Raw genomic sequence first — 20,433 nt, 5'->3', positions numbered from 1 at the left:
CGCAGAATATTAATTCTGCGCTTTACCTCAGTAATATTACGAAATAACGTCTAACGAATTAGCAATCTCATTAGTTAATAAAGGGTCACGAATAATACTTTGATGGTCACCACTCAATATAGATATCGATGCTGAACCATAATCTTGCCACTCATTCTCTTTTGCACCTAACTGATGCTCTCTATCGGTTAAAGTATCCGTTGCCCACCATATATTGATTGGCACAGAAACAGGCTGTAATTTATGACTTTGCATTAACAAAAGGCATCTCATAAACAATTTTTTCTGCGTGTCGCCCATTTCACGAGTCCCCGGTTCTAGGTTCATCAACGGCTTATGAATAGCTAATAAATCATTGAAATAGTCAAATGCAATATTATCCATCTCATTCGTTTTCACTTGCTGTAATTGAACCTCCAGTCGACTTAATTCTAATTGATGTTTATCTAGTAATAACTCACGAGTATTATGATCTAAACAAGCGATGTACTTTCCTACTATTGGAAAATCAGGTAAGCGAAGTTTGGTTCGATACGCATTAGCACGATGCGAATCAGCACGCGCGTCCACAATACCTAACCACTCAACAGTTTGACCAGATGCTTCAAGTAGGTTAGTCACAGCAATAGCCAACCATCCTCCAAAAGACCAGCCTAATAGACGGTAGGGTCCTTCAGGTTGAACAGATTGCAACGCTTTTACATACAACTTGGCAAACTCATCAATACTATCTGGCACTAAAGATAAATCCAGTAACTGAGGTGACTGAATACCATATACTGTATTTTCAGGCGGTAATGACGCAGCGAGTTCCGCATAAGCCTGAACGTGGCCTCCCGCTGGATGAAATATGAATAATGCCGGTTGTTGTAGGCTATTTTCATTAACACCTTGTTTAAGTGCTACAACTAAAGAAGAGGCTGAAATAAGTTCTGATTTATCAACCTGCATAATAGCGGCAGCAAGATCACGTAGCACTGGATAGCGAAATAACAGCGTTAAATTCAGGTTTATATTTTTCTGCTGTTTTAATAATGCGATCATCCGCCCAGCAAGTAATGAGTTCCCGCCTAAAGCAAAGAAGTCATCATCAGCAAAAATCGATATCCCCCCTAATAAGCTACCCCATGTGCTGGATAACCAAAGCTCTATTTCAGAACTCGGCGGTAATCCGACCTTGGTACTTTGATCTGGATTTGGTAAGGCTTTACGATCTATTTTATTATTCGCATTTAATGGCATTGCCTCTAATACGACAATGGACTGCGGAACCATATAAGATGGTAGCGTGTCTTTGAGTTGAGCCATTAACGAACCAATATCAAGATGAGCACTTTGAATCGCAGTCACATAGCCCACTAAACAAGCATGTGGCGTGTCGACATAACAAAGTTGAATGGCGGCATCCTTCACGCCTGGATACGCGCTTAAAATAGCCTCAATCTCCCCTGCTTCAATTCGATAACCACGCAATTTCATCTGGAAATCTTTTCGGCCAATAAACTCCATATGACCTTGGTTATTTATGCATACCACGTCTCCTGTTTGATACATTCTTGCTCCAGCAATAGCACTAAACGGATCGGGCATGAACACCTCTGCAGTTAAACTAGGTTGGTTAGTATAACCCCGAGCTAGACCTTCGCCTCCAATAAACAACTCGCCTTCAACACCGTTAGCAACGGGGTTGAGCCAGTCATCCAATACATAGAAATCAGTATTTGCAATTGGCGAGCCTAAATGTGGTTGTGCAGCACTTTGCTTATTTAACGCAACAGCTGATGACCAAACAGTCGTTTCTGTTGGACCATAAACATTAAGTAACCTTGCCCCCTTTGCCACAAGACTCTGCGCTAATGATGGCTGTAGCGCCTCACCACCAGTGAGAACTGTAAGGTTTGACCAATTTAAAGACGCTTGTTCTGTTAACATTTGCCACGTTATCGGTGTTGCCTGCATAACAGTGATGCTTTGTTGTTTAATCAGTTCTGCCAGTTGCTGACCATCACGTGAAGCATCATAACTTGCCATCACAACTTGACCACCAACAAGCAAAGGTAAAAACATCTCTAACCCAGCAATATCAAAGCCTAAAGTCGTGACAGCAAGTAGCTTATCTTTAGCACTAAGCCCTGTAATTTCCATCATACTCTGTAGGAAATTAGCAAACGCGCGTCGTGAAATTTGCACGCCTTTTGGAATGCCTGTCGAACCCGACGTGAAAATCGTGTATGCCAATTGTTCAGGGTGCGGTAATGGTTGTGCATCCAACCATGATTCATCCTTCGTACAATGTTGTAATAAAGAGGCTAACGTCGTCTGTACACTCCCCGTTGATAGTTCGATAGCTTGCTCATCGACTAAAATGATATCCGGTTCTGCTTGCGCTAAAATCAATGCTAATCTTGCACTTGGTTGATTAGGATCGAGAGGGATATAGGCCGCGCCAGACCACAAAACAGCTAATAATAAAACGAGAAGTTCGGTATTTCGTTGCTGGCAAATTGCAACTGAACTATTCACCCCAATACCCCGTTCACTAAGCGCCTGGGCAAGATGAGTCGCTCTGCTTATCAACTGCGTATAAGTAAGTTCACAATCTTGATCACATATAGCTATAGCATCAGGCGAATATTTCGCAACATTGAGTACCTGCTTTTCAAGACACCAATTATCTGCCCAGTGCTTTTTACTTTTACCCACAAATTCATTGCTAGCGCTAGCACCCTCAGCACCCTCAGCACCCTCAGCACCTAATAATAGGCCTAATGGTTGAGACTCTGCTTCAACTATCTGGGTCAAAATAGACTCTAAACTCGCCAACATATGCTTAGACGCAATATAAGAAAGTTTGTCTCCATTACAACCGACTCTGAACACCAACTGCTGATGAGGCATAATGGTAATCGTTAGCGGAATGCTATTACGCTCATATCCACTTAAAGGGCGCACAGATAAGTGCTGTGATATTTCAGATGATTCAGACATAGCTTCATTTTCGAATACCAATAACGTATCAAACAAGCTTTGCCCTGCACTCAACTCACTTTGAGCATGAATATCAACCAATGGCGTATATTCATGCTCTCGTAATTCTGCACCTTGTTGATGAGTATTTTTCAGTAGCTGTGGCACTGTCATTGTCTCAATAAGGTTAACTCGAACAGGTAGCGTATTAATAAAAATACCAATGATCTGCTGAGCCTGCTCAAGATCTGCAGGTCGACCCGATGACGTCATTCCAAAAACAACATCATGCTTACCACTATGCCGTGCCAACGTTAATGCCCAAGCCGATTGGATAACCGCATTCAGCGTTACTCCTTCTCGCTTGGACATACCTTTGATATTTTGGGTTAATGACGCTGACAACTTATAATCATCAAGATAAAAACCATCATCTTGATTGCCTTTAGCTAATACTAACGGTGTATTAAAATCGGCTAATTGGTCACGCCAAAACTGGTGACTTTGTGTCATATCTTGACGCGCTAACCAATTAAGGTATTGCTCAAATTGCGGGCGTACCTGCGGCGTTGAAAGTACTTTCCCAGTTAAATTCAAATAACGATGAAGTACATCTTTAATCACTAATGAAGAACACCAAGCATCGACGATTAAATGATGACGGCTCCAAATCAACCAATACTGTCCCTCGGCTATATGAATCAAGTGCAATCTCATTAATGGTGGCTGAGCTAAATTAAAGCCTTGCGCGCGATCTTCTATACACAGATCATCAAGACGCTGTTGCTGTTCCCTTTTATCTAAACCGAGCCAATTATAACGATGGACGGGTAATTCTGCGTCCTTAGCAAACCACTGTACTGGTTCTCCATTACTGGTTTCCTCAAAGGCCGCTTTTAGCGCTTGTTCAGCATTGACAGTTTGCAGCCATGCTTGAATGAATGCCGGAGTATCTAATTCGCCATTCAGTTCTACGACGGTTTGATTAAAATACAAAGATTCTAACGACGATGAGCTATGTAAGAACATGCCCTGCTGCATTGGTGTTAACGCATAATGTTGGTTTAATGTCGGTGCTATAAGGTTACTGAGTTTCTCCTCAAATAACTTAACTAACCCAACTAATTTGTTGTTAAGCACACTAGGGAATTGCCATGATATTTGCAACTGGCCATCTCTAATTTGCGCAGTTACATCAATGAGCTGACGACGAATACTTGATAGATGGCGAGACTGACCAGAGCCATTACTAACAAGTTGCCATTCACTACTATTTGTTCCCACTTGCCCAAGGAAATTAAATACCAATTGTGGATGTTCAAAAGCGAACTCTTGTTGTAAATAACGTAGTACACCATAACCAAGACCTTGATCTGGCACTTGAGATAACGATTTACCGACAGCTGATAACGAACAAGATTCAGCATTAAATGAAACCGGATAGCGCGTTGTAAACCACCCAACCGATTCGCTAAGGTCTTGCTCTTCAAGCCATGGATAGCGGCCATGTCCTTCTAATTCAATCATTACCTTATCTTTATTAAACACCTCGCATAACGTTGTTGATAACGCCGTAAGCATCGCAACTTCGCAGCCAGAACGTTGTTCAATAATACCCATCTCGATGAGTGACTGAGTTAACGAAGTACTAAAGATCTGCTCTATTTTTTCTGACTCAGCAATCGTACCGTTTTGTGCTCCTGGAATAAGTATGCCATCCAAAGAACGAGCCGCCATAGGAAGCCAGAACTGTCTAGCCAGATCTAATTTATCTTTAGGGTAATGGCTTAAGCTTCGTTGCCACTCTGCCATCGACATATACTCTGAACCAAGTTCTATAAACTCACCACAGAGGTAAGCTTGATAGGCTCGCTGCAGATCATGACCAATAATACGCCAAGATACACCATCAACGACAAGGTGATGAGCAATCAGTAATAATCGCGCCCTACCATCTTGTAAGTTGAACGTGACAACTTTAAATAATGGGCCAGATGTTAAGTTTAAACTTTGCTGACATGCCTGTACCAAACTATCAATATTAGCTAATTTCTGACTATCAAAAGCGGCATAAATACCTGCGGTTTCACCACTATCTAACTGGCGATACTGACGATGCTCCTCATCAAAAGTAAACCTTGCAGCTAAAGCTGGATGCTTCGTCACTATTGCGTCAATTGCCTGAGCCATTGCGCTATGGTCAACTTGTTCCGGTAATTTTAACATCACCGCTTGATTCCAGTGATGCATAACAGGTTGTTCAACTTCAAAGAACCAATGCTGGATAGGTAATAAATCAGACTTTATAGGTAAAGAAACATGGACAGGAACAACGCTATCAACAGTGATGCTTTCTTTTGATTCGACCACAACTTTCGTCATCATTTTTTCAGCTAATAGACTTAACTCACTGACCGTAGGCGCGTTAAATATTTGCTTCGGTGTAAATTTAAACTGATGTTTACGCGCTTTAGCGATAAATTGTAAACAGACTATTGAATCTGCGCCTAAGCTGAATAAATTGTCGTTTAATGCTACTTCACAACCTAATAAGCCTTGCCAAATATCAGTCATAATATCGCTTGTTGATTTCGCGTCTTCAACAACCTTTTTGACTTGGTTAATTCCAGCCTTAATAGGTATGTCCACTGTGATGCTTTCTTTTGATTCGACCACAACTTTCGTCATCATTTTTTCAGCCAATAGACTTAACTCACTGACCGTAGGCGCGTTAAATATTTGCTTCGGTGTAAATTTAAACTGATGTTTACGCGCTTTAGCGATAAATTGTAAACAGACTATTGAATCTGCGCCTAAGCTAAATAAGTTGTCGTTTAATGCTACTTCACAACCTAATAATCCTTGCCAAATATCAGTCATAATATCGCTTGTTGATTTCGACTCTTCAACAACGGCTTTGACTTGACTAAGGTCAGCCTTAACAGGCGTATTAAGCAGCGCTATCACTTGTTGACGATCAACTTTACCATTACGATTTAAGGGTAGCGATTTAGCAACGTGCCACAGAGTAGGCACCATGTAATCAGGTAACATGTTTGATAACAGAAGCTTAACTTTGTCTAGTAACCCACTATCACTAAGTCCTCCCTTCATCACGTCATTCAGAACAATACAGGCTGCCAGTCGGTTTCCTGACGGACCCGGAACAACGACCGCAATTGCATCCACTAACATATCAATGCCTAAAAGTTGCGCTGAAACCTCATTTAATTCAACTCGATAACCTCGGATCTTAACCTGATCATCCATTCGACCTAGGTAAACAAGTTCACCTTCTTGTGTTTGGTAAACCTTGTCACCGGTTTTATAAACACGTATAGAACCAACCTCTTCACCTTCTTGACCTAGCTCAGGCATAAGCGGAATATTGACAAAACTAATCGCCGTCTGCTCAGGTTTATTCAAGTAGCCTTTCGTAATACCATGTCCTGCAAGCCATAATTCACCAGCCACACCTTGCGCAACGGGAATGCCATGACCATCAACAACCATTGCAGTGCTATTACTTAATGGTTTACCGAGTAATACAGGCTCTTCATTCTTGATAACTTTAGCTATACAGCCAATCGTCGCTTCTGTCGGTCCATAATGATTAACAATCGTCATCTTAGGTGCTTGATTGGATAACCATGCTACCAGCTCTTCAGTCAAAGATTCACCACCAGAAATAAGACACTGACGCGGTAATAGCCGCTCTGGTTCATCTACGGCTAACATTGCTTTTAGATGGGAAGGTACAATTTTCAATACATCCACAGGATAACGAGCCAAATATTCAGCCAGTTCAGGTGGATTGAAATTCAACTCAGCGGGTATCAGCATTAAGGATCGACCTGTTGCTAATGCACCAAGTACAGAAGTAAGCCCTAAATCAGCAGAGACGGTAGCGAGCGTCGTCATACTGGCATCACTTGCAATATGAATTCTTGCGAAAAATGCATCAATATAACTAAGCGCATTACCATGGCTTACCGCTACGCCTTTAGGCTGCCCCGTTGAACCCGAAGTATAAATGACATACGCAGTATCAGACATATTCAATAGGGTGGCAGGGATTATACTGCCCACAGCGTCCGTGGTTTGAATCAAGGCTGCAGATGAAACATCGAACCAAGGCGTCGATAGTTGTTGCCAATATTCAGGCTGTTCAATACCAAGTACATAATCAACCCCCGCATCTTCAAGCATGTATTTAATACGCTCGACAGGTAGCTCAGCATCAATGCATAACCATGCAGCCCCTTTCCACCACGCCGCCAACATAGCAATAATTTGTTCTTGTTGACGTGGTAAGCATATTGCAATAACAGACTCTTTATGGCTGAGTTCCGGTAACTTAGATGCAAGTAATCCGGCCTGAACAGTCAGTTGTTGGTAACTCATGCTCAACAGACTATCATCTTGACTAAATAACAACGCAGGGATCTCTGCAGGCTGAAATCTGATCCGTTCTAATAAGGTCCCTACCGGAGCATCAGGTAAGTTGACCACGGTTAAACCAGAAACTAAACCTGTTAAGTGTGCATTTAACGATTTATCAAGCGCATTCTTCTCCGTCAGTACAATGTCAATGAGTTGTATTAACGAAGTAACCATTTGCGTTGCAAGCGCTAAATCGACCCTTTCTCTATCAATCAATAGATCAAATTGTAACGCTCTTTTTGGCACTACACGTAAGGTCAGTGGGAAGTTATTACGTACATGATGCTCTTCCAATGCTAAAGACAAACCATCTTGAGGTTTATTATCACTTGCTGGTAAGTTTTCAAACACTAACAAACTTTCAAATAAGCTCATTTCTTGAGGCACTGACGTCACCCGATGAATTTTAGCCAAAGGCGTCTGTTCAAAGTCCCTCATTGTGAGATTTTCAGTCTGGATATCAGTTAACCAATCACCTAATTTTTTCTCTGTGTCTAGCTTTAGGCGCAGAGGTAATGTATTAATAAATACACCCAGTATTTTATCTGAACCCGGTAAATCTGCGGGGCGACCAGAGGTAGTAACACCATAAACAATATCAAGGCTCCCCATATAACGGGACAAAACCAGTCCCCATAATCCCTGAATCATCGTATTTAAGGTCAGCGCATGATTTTGGCAAAGCGCATCTAGCTGGCGAGATTTATCTTCACCAATCATATGATGTGAAATGCTATAACATTCCTCTGGTAGACAGGTGTTAGAAACAGCTTGTACATATGCTGCTGGTAAACTATTAGGTTGTTCAAAACCGGCTAATTGCTGACGCCAATAATCCTCGGCAGCAGCTTCATCTCTATTCTGTAACCAAAGCATAAAGTCGCTAAACGGCACCGCAGATTCAATTTTTCGCAAAGGGTTAGATTCTGAATTCGGCTCTTGATTCGACTTTTTATTAGATAATAAAGCATACCCTTGCATGACTTCACTGACCAATAAATTCAAACACCAGCCATCCATAATCAAATGGTGAATAGTCCAGACCAATTGGAAGTCACCTTTACCATGACAAATTAAAGCAACTCGCATTAATGGCGCAATATCCAACTCGATAGCTGCTAGTTCTGTATCTCGTAATTCAGCAAGGGCTTCGGCTTTACGCTCAACAGAAAGCCCCTGCCAATCGTATTCAACAACAGATAAATTAGCCTGTTTTAGTACAATTTGATGCGGTTCATCAACACCATCGATAACCAATTCGGTGCGTAATGCGGGGTGATTATCTACAACAGCCTGCCACGCTTGAGCAAAGACCGATGTATTTAACTCACCTTCGCATTTAACGATACTTTGGCTAATGTAAGCATCACTGTGATCTAAACAATGGAATAACATGCCTTGTTGCACCGGTGTCAACGGGTAGAGATCTTCCACAACTTGGTTGCTATATTTCTCAACAAGCGTTTGAGCTTGGATATCACTGATGTTGGCAAGTGGAAAATCAGCCGCAATCGCACCCGGTAAACATTGAAGGTTATTACTAGCTTGATTCCCCCCACAGATCTCATTAAGCATATGTTCTAAATGGCTTTGGTATGCTTGGGCTAAATATTCAATCGTTTCAGGTAAAAAGGCCTGTTGTGAATATTGCAGATTAACCTTTAACAACCCTTCTTGCATAAAGACATTTACTTCTAATAGCCAGGCTAATGGGTTAGCTAGGTCTCTAAATTCAGATAATTGTTCAGGCGCTTTCTGCATAAAGCCTTGCTGAGTATCAAGCTGACCTAAATAATTAAATACGATTTGTGGTTTAACCTGTGTAGTAAGCAAAGGCTGCGCTACACTAAAAGGTACGATCTGCTCCGGTAACGCACTGAGTTGACGACGAGTTTGTAATATCTGCTCTCGCCAGTTATTTGATTCAGCGCTAAGTACTGCTGGATATAAACGCGTAAACCAACCAACGGTTTGGCTCACATCCATATCTAATAGATCGCGACCATGACCTTCTAGGTTGATCAAATGATTGGGATTTGTGGTCCACTCAGTTAATGTTTTAGACAGCGCAGCTAAACATAATTCATCAATACGAGCGCGAAGAGGTTTTCCAGCCTCACGTAGCAAGCGTTCAGAATGCGCTAGACTTAAACTAAATCGCTGATTAGCCTGCTCTCCAGGTTGGAAACTGTTAACAATACGATCAAGCGGTAACTGTGACTTAATCGCTTGTCTATTCATTTTATTGCTCACCCATGCATGCCAAAGTGCCACGCCTTCAGCATCTATCGATTGCAGCAGTCCTTGTTCAGCCCAACGTTTAAAGGGTGTGGTTTGATAGACGACATCGGCCAATTTTCCGCCGCGTTCTAGACGCTGATAATCATGGCTGAGTTGATCTAATATGATCCGCCATGATACACCATCGATAACCAAGTGGTGGGCAACAAGCAGTAAGCGATAATCCGTACGTCCATCTTGCAATGATCCAAAACGTAGTAATGAGGCACGGAAAACCGCACCTGTTTGTAGCTGTAGCTGCGTCTGCTCACGTTGACATAATTTGGTTATTTCAGCCTGTTTTTGTACCGCACTACAATCAGAAAAATCAATAACATTGAATGCTATCGTCATTTCGTCATCAATAGACGTATTTTGTGTCCAAGCTTGTCCTTGCTTATTTTTAGACTCTATAAATCGAGCCGCCAGCATAGGATGAGATAATACAAGACGTGTTAGCGCCTGCTGTAGATATTCTGGCACTATGTCATTATTACTTGCCAATAAAATCGCTTGGTTAAACTGGTTAGGATTATGTAAAGGTTGCGCTAAATACCAATCTTGTATCGCCGTTAACGGGATATCGCCATAAACATCATCTTGGTTATAACTGACTTGAGCTTCTTGTGTTGCTACCGCGGACAATGCTTTGACCGTTTGGTGACGGAAAATGTCTTTTGGTTGCAGTGTTAACCCTGCTTCACGCGCACGAGCAACAACCTGCAAGCTAATAATGGAATCACCACCAATGGCGAAAAAGTTATCATTAACCCCAACCTGCTTGATATTTAATAGAGACTGCCAAATATCGACTAAAATACTTTCGTTGCTAGAAGTAGGTGCAATATAATCACTGCTATTTAGCGCAGCTAAATCAGGTTGTGGAAGTGCTTTACGATCCACTTTACCATTTTGACTTAACGGCATTTCGTCCAAAGCGACAAACACTGTTGGGATCATATATTCAGGCAGCGATGCTGAGAGCAGCGTTTGCCACTCATCAAGTTCCGGTAATGATTTACGGTCAGATGCAACAACATAAGCAGCCAAGTATGCTGAAGTTTGCTCCTCTTTACGTGCCATAACAACAACTTCTTTAACCGCATCTAACTCTGCTATACGCGCTTCAATTTCACCTAACTCAATACGTAATCCACGAATCTTCACTTGAAAATCGGCACGCCCTACATATTCAATACTGCCATCGTGACGATAACGAGCTACATCACCAGTACGGTACAAGCGACTATATTGGGCATCGCCAATAGCGCCAGACTCAGCGAACGGATTAGGAATAAAGGCTTCTGCGGTAAGGTCTGGACGATTCAAGTATCCTCTAGCCAAACCAATACCAGCAAGGTATAACTCACCACTAACCCCGACGGGTACAGGATTCAATTCACTATCTAAGATCCAAGTTTGAATGTTTGCGATAGGAAAGCCAATAGGGACCACATCTTTAATATGTTGCTTGCGGCAATCCCAATAAGTCACATCAATAGAGGCTTCCGTTGGACCATACAGATTATGTAATTCAGCCGTTAAACTAGATAGACATTGCTGCTGTAATTGATAGGGTAAAGCCTCACCACTACAGAATATACGCGATAAAGATACACAGCTATTCGCATCTGGGTTATCTAAGAAAACCTGTAACATCGCAGGCACAAAATGCAGCGTGGTCACTTTGTATTCATTGATTAACTCAATCAGTCGTTGACTGTCTTTATGCTCACCAGCACCCGCTAGAACCAGTGTTGACCCCGTCATTAATGGCCAAAAGAATTCCCATACTGATACATCAAAACTATAAGGGGTTTTTTGTAACACGATATCATCTGCAGACAAGCCATATTCAGCCTGCATCCACGCGATTCGATTCATCACGCCACTATGAGGTACAGCTACACCTTTCGGTTGTCCCGTCGAACCCGATGTGTACAGCACATAGGCAAGCTGGCTGCTGACATTAGATGACGCTTTAAACGCTGTGCTTTGTGATGAAATCAAACTAAATGAATCATCCAACACCCATAAATTATGAGACTGGTTTGACTCGGATAACCCTTGTTTAAATTCAGGCATCGCCAAAATCACACTCGGTTTCGCGTGATCTAAAATATAATCAATTCGTTGCTGAGGATGCTCTGGATCTAACGGTAAATATGCGCATCCCGCTGTTACTGTAGCTAAAATACTCACCACCATTTGCGGTGAACGGGTCATGCATATCGCCACTTTATCTTCTGGTTGGCAACCTTGCTCCACCAGCCAATTTGCTAGCTGGTTGACTTTATCGCCGAGTTCTTGGTAGGTCCAACTAAGCGATTGGTAGCGTAATGCTATATTGCTTGGTGTTGCTTTTTGCTGTGCAATCAAAGCGTCGGTCAAGGTCGCAGGTGTATCGAACGCGGTGTTAGTGGCATTCCATTGCTGCTGCTGTTGCCACTCTTGAGCAGAAAGTGCGGAATGGTTTGCAAGCGGTTTATCTTGCGCTGACAATAGATACTTAAGCCCTGAAATATACTGTTCAGCTAATCGTGCAATAGTGCTAGATTCAAATAATTGCGTTTTATATTGGAATGATAGGTTAATTCCCTGCCCATCATTAACCACGAATAATGATAAATCAAATTTTGCCTGAAATTCAGGTATCGCCAATGCGGTAACACGCATGCCATCAATAATGACAGACTCAGCTGCATCAACCGCTAGATAATTAAACATTGTTTGTACAAGTGGCTCGTGCTCACCTTCGCGGGAATCGCTGAGTTCATCAACAAGTTTCTCGAATGGCATTGCAGCATGTTTTTGCGCGCCTGATATCGACTTATGTACAACATCTAGCCAAGCACTCGCCGTCATCCCAGAAGACAACTCAGCACGGACAACCATCGTATTTACAAATAAGCCAAGCATATGCTCAAGATCAGCATGACCACGCTCAGCTACTGGACAAGCTACTCGAATATCTGTCATTCCCGAGTGACGAGCCAATAACCACTGGTATGCTGCTAACAATATTGTATTGGGTGTACAACCGAGTGCAAGACTCGTTTCCTTTAACGCGGTAAACGTTTCATGTTCCAACGTTATACTATACCTAGCACCCTGATGACCTGTGTCTAACGTTCTAGGATGATCAGTCGTCAAACTTAAACAATAGTCCTCAGTACCTAACGTTTGTAGCCAATAATCTTTTAACTTTTGATAATGATCTCCTGCTAATAATTGATTATGCCAATGTGCATAATCTAAATATTGCAATACAGTCTTTGGCTGTGTAACGCCTTTATCACAATCCAAACTATCCACGTCATTCTGACATTTTTGTGCTGTTTTATATCTTTGTAATAGTAGTTTAGTTAATAATTGTAACGACCAATGATCAATAACAATATGGTGAAAGCTAAGTACCAAATGCGACAAACTATCGCTCATTTTCAATTGAACTAAACGAAATAACGGCGGTTCAGCCAAGTTGAACGGTGCTGACATCGCCTGTTTAATGGCATCTTGATAATCTTTGTGTTCAATATTTTGATCACAATGCTGCAAGTTTATCTCATCAATATTTACCGCATCTGCAACTAATTTAGGCGACAGTAGTTGTACATCAGCACGTCCCATTTTCTCTGCAAATGCAGTATGAAAAATCTCATGTTCAATAACCAAATCAGCAAAGGCTTGGCGTAACAATACCGTATTCATGTTACCTTTTAATGCCAATAATGCATTTACATTGTATTGGCTACTCTCTGGTTCAAGCTGCTGTAAAAACCATAATCGTTGCTGCGCTGATGACATAGGTAAATCACGTTCACTACGATCTACAGCGGTTAACGCAGGTAGTTGGCTAATATTTTTCTGCTCTTGCCAATAATCAATAAGCGCCTGTTTTTTGCTCATTAATTCTTGCTTAATCTCACTCGTTATAGCCCCTTTCGGGGCATCCACTTTTAACTTTCCATTTTCAAGGCTAATACGAATATTGCGCTGAAATAACTCTGTAATATAAACCGCAATACTCATAGCTCAAAACTCTCCCATTGCTCTTCAGATTCAATTTGTGGTTGTGACTGTTGTTGAGATTGTGCAATCAGCATATCAATGTAACTTGCTTGCTGTTCAAGCACCGTCATTGCTAACACATCCGTTAAACTAATATTTAAACTAAAAATATTATTTATCTGATTAACAAGACGCGTTATTAATAATGAATGTCCTCCTAACGCAAAGAAGTTATCTGTTCGTCCAACAGCTTCGACACCTAACAAGTCTTGCCACAATAAAGCGACTTTATGCTCTGTCGAGGTTGCTGGTGTCACAAAAGCGTGGCCAGATGATTTAGGTTCAGGTAATGCAGAACGATCTATCTTGCCGTTATTTGTCACGGGCATTTGTGCTAACACAGTCACAAACGTCGGCATCATATAATCAGGCAGTTTGGTGAGTAGGAATGCCTGCCACATCAACAAGTCATTCAGCTGTCCCTCAGATGTCTCTTCTGCCACAACATAGGCGGCTAAATAATCATTAGTCTCGCCGCTACGACGAGCAATCACGACAACTTCTTTCACTTCGGGATGTTCAGCTATACAGGCTTCAATCTCTCCTAGCTCAATCCGTAACCCTCTAATTTTCACCTGGAAATCAGCTCGTCCCACATATTCAATTGCACCATCAGGTCGATAACGCGCAATATCACCAGTGCGATACAGACGACTAAATTGAGCATCCGTATTAGCGCCTTCTACGGCAAACGGATTCGCAATAAATGCTTTTTCCGTTAAGTCATCACGACCTAAGTAACCTCGCGCCAAACCAACCCCTGCGAGATAAAGCTCTCCTTCGACACCAACAGGGACAGTATTTAGTGCCTTATCCAGGATCCAAGTTTGCATATTGGCTATAGGGTGACCAATCGGAACGACATTTGGGATATCCTGACTTCGACAGTCCCAAAAAGTCACATCAATAGAGGCCTCCGTTGGTCCATATAAATTATGTAGCTGAGCATCAAAGCTTTGGAAAAATTGCTGCTGTAGTTGATAAGGTAAAGCTTCACCGCTGCAAATGACTCGTTTGAGCGAACGACAATCACTCACCGTAGAGTGGTCAAGAAATGCTTGCAACATCGCAGGGACAAAGTGAATAGTTGTGACCTGATGTTGCTGGATAATAGCAGCTAAGCGCGCACTGTCTTTATGTGCATTCGGTTCTGCAACGACCAGTTTTGCGCCCGTAATAAGCGGCCAGAAAAACTCCCAAACAGATACATCAAAACTATAAGGTGTCTTCTGTAACACCACATCTTGATCTGTTAATGTATATTGCTGCTGCATCCAAGCCAGACGGTTAACAATACCTGCATGAGGAATAGCAACACCTTTAGGCTGACCCGTTGAGCCAGATGTATGCAACACATACGCTAGCTGCTCTGGTGAAATACAAACTTTAGGTGCCGTCGTTGGGTAGCTCGCACAGATCTTCAATTCTGCATCCACAATAACTGCCGTTTTTTGAAGCTCACTTGATAACGTATTGCTGCATGTTTCTAGCGTTAATACTACTTTTGCATTCGAATCTTCCGCAATATAAGCTAAACGTTGCGATGGGTGCTCGGGATCAAGTGGTAAATAAGCGCAACCCGCTTTTAAAATAGCTAATAAACTGATCACCATTTGTGGTGAACGCGTCATGCAAACAGCCACTTTATCTTCTGATTTACAGCCATGTTCATTAATTAAGTAATGTGCTAACTGAGCCGATTTTTCGTGTAATTGGGCATAAGTTAATACAATTTCTTGCTCATATCCCTGACTATCAGTCACTCTTTCTGATGGCTGAAAAACTAACGCTATTGCATCTGGTGTCAGCTGAGCTTGTTGCTCAAGCCATGTAGAAAGCGTATCGGGGTGATGACTAAAGTCATACTTAGTTTGGTTCAATAACCACGCTGGAGATTGCTCAGAATGAGTATTTAGCTCATCAACTAGTCCCTTACAACTTAATGCGTCACCTGTTTTTTCAGATGTATCACCTTTTGCTAATGCCGCTAATAACGTCATAAAGTCAGCAAGTAACGCACTCGCAATACTTGAATCTAACTGACTATTATTACTGACGATTCTAAAATCAAGACGTTGGTGTGGAATAATAATCATAGTCAGCGGGTAATTATTCCGCTCTGTCGTTTCACGTACAGTTAATGTGAGGCTACGATCGACTGGTTGTTTATCTGCTGGGTAATTTTCAAATACTAACAAGTTATCAAATAAGTCCACTTGATGACCCGTTAAACGCTGAATATTCGACAAAGAAACATGTTCATGCTCTCGACTCTCAACCATTTGTTCTTGCAGCTGAAGCGCTAAATCAACCCAGTTCTGTTCACCAGAAAGTTGTGCTCTAAGTGGAATACTTGTAATAAACACACCGACGATATCATTCGCATTAGCCAAATCATCGGGGCGACCTGCACTCGTAACACCAAAGACTAAATCATTGCTGCCTGTATATCGTTGCAGTGTTAACGCCCATACGGCTTGGCAAAGCGAATTCAATGTTAAACGATTTTTCGCGGCTAATAACTTCAGCGACGCTGTCTGTTCTATTGATAAATGTTCAGTTTGCTGAGAAACACCCGAATTACTGTTAAAGGGTCTAGGCAATCTTGCCATCGTTTCATAACCATTCAGACAGTGCTGCCAATATGCTTCACTCTCCTTAAGTTCTCGATTATCTAACCATTCAATAAAATTTCGGAACGGTGGGCGATTCGAAATAGCGGGGGTACGATTAGCACATATAGCAAGGTATGCTTCTTGTACTTCTCTTATAACCAAATTAGTACACCAACCATCCACAATTAAATGATGTCGAGTCCAAATTAGACAGTGATGATTTTCTGCTAATCTCACTAATTTAAAACGCATCAAACCAGCTTTATTTAACTCAAAGCCTGTATCAACCTCTTGTTCGGCTAATATCTTCAATTCAGCTTCTGCTTCGCTTGCTATTTTTCCAAGGTAATTAATATTTTGCCAATCAACTTGTGACTCTTTAACAACATATTGAATAGGTTCATCTAGTTGTTGCCAAATAAAACCTGTACGTAACATATCATGTTGATTGATTACCCACTGCCAAGCAGATTCTAATGCCGTAACATCAAGTTCTCCATCTAGCTCAACCAAACTTTGGTTTACATACATACCTAAGCTTTGTTCTGACAATGTGTGGAACAACATGCCATTTTGTAACGGCGTTAAAGGATATATATCCTTAATGGTGTCTTGGGGGGCTGGTATTAAATCTACTAAGCTATCAAGTTCGGGTTGAGTTAACGTCAATAATGGTACTTCAGATTTTGATATTGCATTATCAGTATGCTCACAATGTTCAATCATTTTTGACAAGTAATCGATGACAGTCAATGCCAACAACTCGATCTCATCTTTTGTATTCACCAAGGTATTATAATTCCAGCGCATACTTAGTTCACCGCCGGTAATCATTACATTTAAGTCTAACCATTGTGGTCGAGTATTATCACCGTGGCGTTGATTAGGAATTGGCTCAGGCGCGAGCCCAACGCCTTGACTCATCATGCCTTTATCAATTTGACCAAGATAATTAAATACTAAAGCAGGTGTAACAAGCTTCGTCACTTCATTATGTAGATACTTCAGCACACCAAAACCTTGCCCATAATCAGGCACTGCGCGTAATTGATCTTTAATAGACAGAATATGCTGACGCATCAGTAAATCTGATGAACAGTTATCAACTGATGCTAATAACATTGGATAACGACTCGTGAACCAACCTATCGTTTGTGATAAATCGAGGTCATCATGATGACGTCCATGACTTTCAAGTTCAATCAACATTGTATTAGAACCACGCCATTGCGACATTGCGAATGTCACGGCAGCTAGCATTAATTCATCAATTTTTAGTTGGTAAGCAGACAAGGACTGAGAAATCAATTTTTCAGTCAAGTAAGCAGGTAATTTGACTTCAATAACATCAACATCGCGGATATGATTTTCAATTGTTTGGACATTGTCTAAGTTAGACATCGGCAATGACACCCAAGATTGTTGAATTTCTTGAGCTTCGTTTGCCATCGGCGACCAATAATCACGTGCAGCCTTTATCTTATGTTCAGGCCAATGTAATAAATCATCGACCCATGCTTGATAAGATGTGGTTTGGTATGTTTCTAAGGAGCCATCAGTAGAAAGTCCATGACTCAATAACTGGTAAGTTTGCCAAATTTGCGTAACCAATATACGCCAAGAAACAGCATCGATAACCAAATGATGGGCCGTAAATAAAATACGTCCTTGTGGTTGATCACTTAACTTAAATAAATCGACTCGAATCGGTGCCGTTCCACTAAACGATAACGTACCTTGCAGACTTGATAATTGAGATTGCAATGCTTCACTATGAATAGTGTGTGAACAAACTTCAACCTGATGATTGCCAATAAACTGCTGATATTCACTATTTTTAGTCGGCGTGAAATTCATCGCAAGTTGCGGGTGCGTTGCTAACACTTGTTCTACGGCTTTAGTAAAACAAGTAACGTCTAACACGTTATCGTGACTCAAGAGTACCGATTGATTCCAATGAGCGGCATGCTTAAGCTGTTGTTCAAAAAACCAATGCTGAATAGGCGCCATCGGATATTCAGATGAACTACTGATATTATCGTTCAATAACTCATTGCCTGTAATCTCGGACGGCCCCTCTTTAGCAGCGAGAGCTTGTGCGATATGGTAAGGCGTCTGTAGTGCGAAAACCTGCTTTGGCGTAACTTTAATCCCTTGTTTTTTTAGTTTCGCGACTAACTGCAGACTAAGGATAGAGTCACCACCATACTCAAAAAAGCTGTCCTTCTCAGTTAACGCTTGATTACCAAGCAACTGCTTAAATGCAGCAAGTAAGGCCGGTGACTGCGAAGGTATATCTGTTACAGTCGGCACTGTTTTAGTTGGTGTTCCGGCGATTATTACAGCAGCTATCGCTTGCGGTGTTTGCCCCTTAAACAATAATTTAGGCGTCAAGGTTAAGCCTAATTTTTTGGCTTTGGCTACCAATTGTAAGCTTAGGATTGAATCACCACCGAGCTCAAAGAAACTGTCATCCGCAGAAACTTCACGTCCTAGCATATCAGTGAATAGAGCCATCAACTGATTCGTCATTTTTGATTCTTGTTCAGTCGTTAACGCGAGATTAGCGGTAGCATCATGTGATACTAACTGTGCAACTGGACTTTTTACAGCTAAAGCCGTATCTATATCGATCAGCGTATCAGGCGTACTTAAACACGAACTTAATAGCTGTAAATATCGATTTAATAAGTTAACAACCGTATCGTCGTTGAATAGTTCACGGCTATATTCTAAATCTAACCTCAACTTATTATCATCTTCAGTAAGGCGTAACGTGAGATCAAAACGAGCACGGTTGCTCTGGTGCGGTACCTGAGTTAATTCCAGTTCACCCAGTTGTAACTCTTGGCGAGGCACATTACGATGAACGAAAAGCACTTGGAACAATGGGCTCCAGGCTTTACCTCGAGGAATATTTAATTTATCGACAACCAAATCGAAAGGTAACTCTTGATGCTCAAACGCCTCCCGAGTTGTTTCTGACACTTGGTCAATTAACTGTCTGAAACTTTGCTTATCTTGTAGCTGATGGCGAATAACAAGCGTGTTAACCAAAAAGCCAATCATGCTTTCCAGCTCAGGGCGCTGACGGCTCGCTACCGACGTACCTAAGCATATATCTTGGCCTGCTCCCAGCTGATTTAATAGTAATGAAAAGCCAGCTTGCATCACTGAATAAAGCGTAGTGCCTTGCTCTTTCGCCATACCCTGCAGTTTAAGATATACGCTGTCAGGGACATCAAGTTGAACTTCAGCCCCCTGATAGGTTCTTGATAATACATCAGGACGAGGAAAATCAAGGGGTAAAGGCATACACTCAGGCATTCCTATTAGCTGCTTTTCCCAATATTTTAATTGTAACTCTGCAGCGTCACTTTCAAGCCACTCTTGTTGCCATTGAGCAAAATCAGCATATTGTAGTTCAGGTACAGACGGTGCTTGAACGCTTCCCTGAGATGTAAAACGGGCATAACATTCAGAGAATTCTTTAACAAGCACAGCTTCAGACCAAGCATCAAAAGCAATATGGTGTGCAACAAACACCAAACGGGTCTGCTTTGACTTATTTGATAATAGATAGATACGTAAAGGTAGCTCGTTTTCTAAATCAAATACCGCATCAGCAACGGCCAAACTGCGTTGTTCTAAATTAGGCACATCCGATTCAGCCCAAAATGGTAGATCATAGTCAACTTCAGCTCGTTGCATCGGTTTACCATCTACAACATGATATGTACTGCGTAATATAGTGTGGCGGTTAAGCACTTCTCGAAGTGCTAATTTTAGCGCACCTGTATCGATATCACCTTTGATGTCTAAACACGTAAACAAATTATAGGCAGAACTCCCTTGTTCATAATGGTTTATAAACCACAGGCGCTGCTGAGCATTAGACAAGACTTCCATTTCATCTTCTCTTGCTGCAGCAACAATAGGTAATTGCCAACTGTCGATATTTTTTTCTTTTAACAAGGCTCTAAACTGCACTTTTTTTTCTTTTGACAATTTAGCCAAGCGCATTGCAATATTGATTGAATTTATATTCTGATTCATA

2 protein-coding genes are annotated in these 20,433 nt (G+C 41.6%); both read right to left on the bottom strand.

What is annotated here, in order from left to right:
- Positions 1-36: 36 nt before the first annotated feature.
- Positions 37-13,722, bottom strand: coding sequence for a non-ribosomal peptide synthetase (locus HWV02_RS07070; protein WP_211690006.1), 13,686 nt, complete (start codon positions 13,720-13,722; stop codon positions 37-39).
- The gene (locus HWV02_RS07065; protein ID WP_211690005.1) at positions 13,719-20,432 is read right to left on the bottom strand and encodes a non-ribosomal peptide synthetase; all 6,714 of its coding nucleotides are present in this window, start codon (positions 20,430-20,432) and stop codon (positions 13,719-13,721) included. Before HWV02_RS07065 ends, HWV02_RS07070 begins: the two co-directional genes overlap by 4 nt.
- Position 20,433: the final 1 nt, after the last annotated feature.

The sequence above is a fragment of the Moritella sp. 28 genome (genome assembly GCF_018219435.1).
In the GTDB taxonomy this organism is placed as follows: domain Bacteria; phylum Pseudomonadota; class Gammaproteobacteria; order Enterobacterales; family Moritellaceae; genus Moritella.
Note: the sequence above shows the minus strand (reverse complement) of the source record. Positions and strands in the feature narration are given on the sequence as shown.

Bases quoted from the DNA above. Each gene is read 5' to 3' on its own strand.
- HWV02_RS07065 (WP_211690005.1), bottom strand. From the start codon at position 20,432: ATGAATCAGAATATAAATTCAATCAATATTGCAATGCGCTTGGCTAAA.
- HWV02_RS07070 (WP_211690006.1), bottom strand. From the start codon at position 13,722: ATGAGTATTGCGGTTTATATTACAGAGTTATTTCAGCGCAATATTCGT.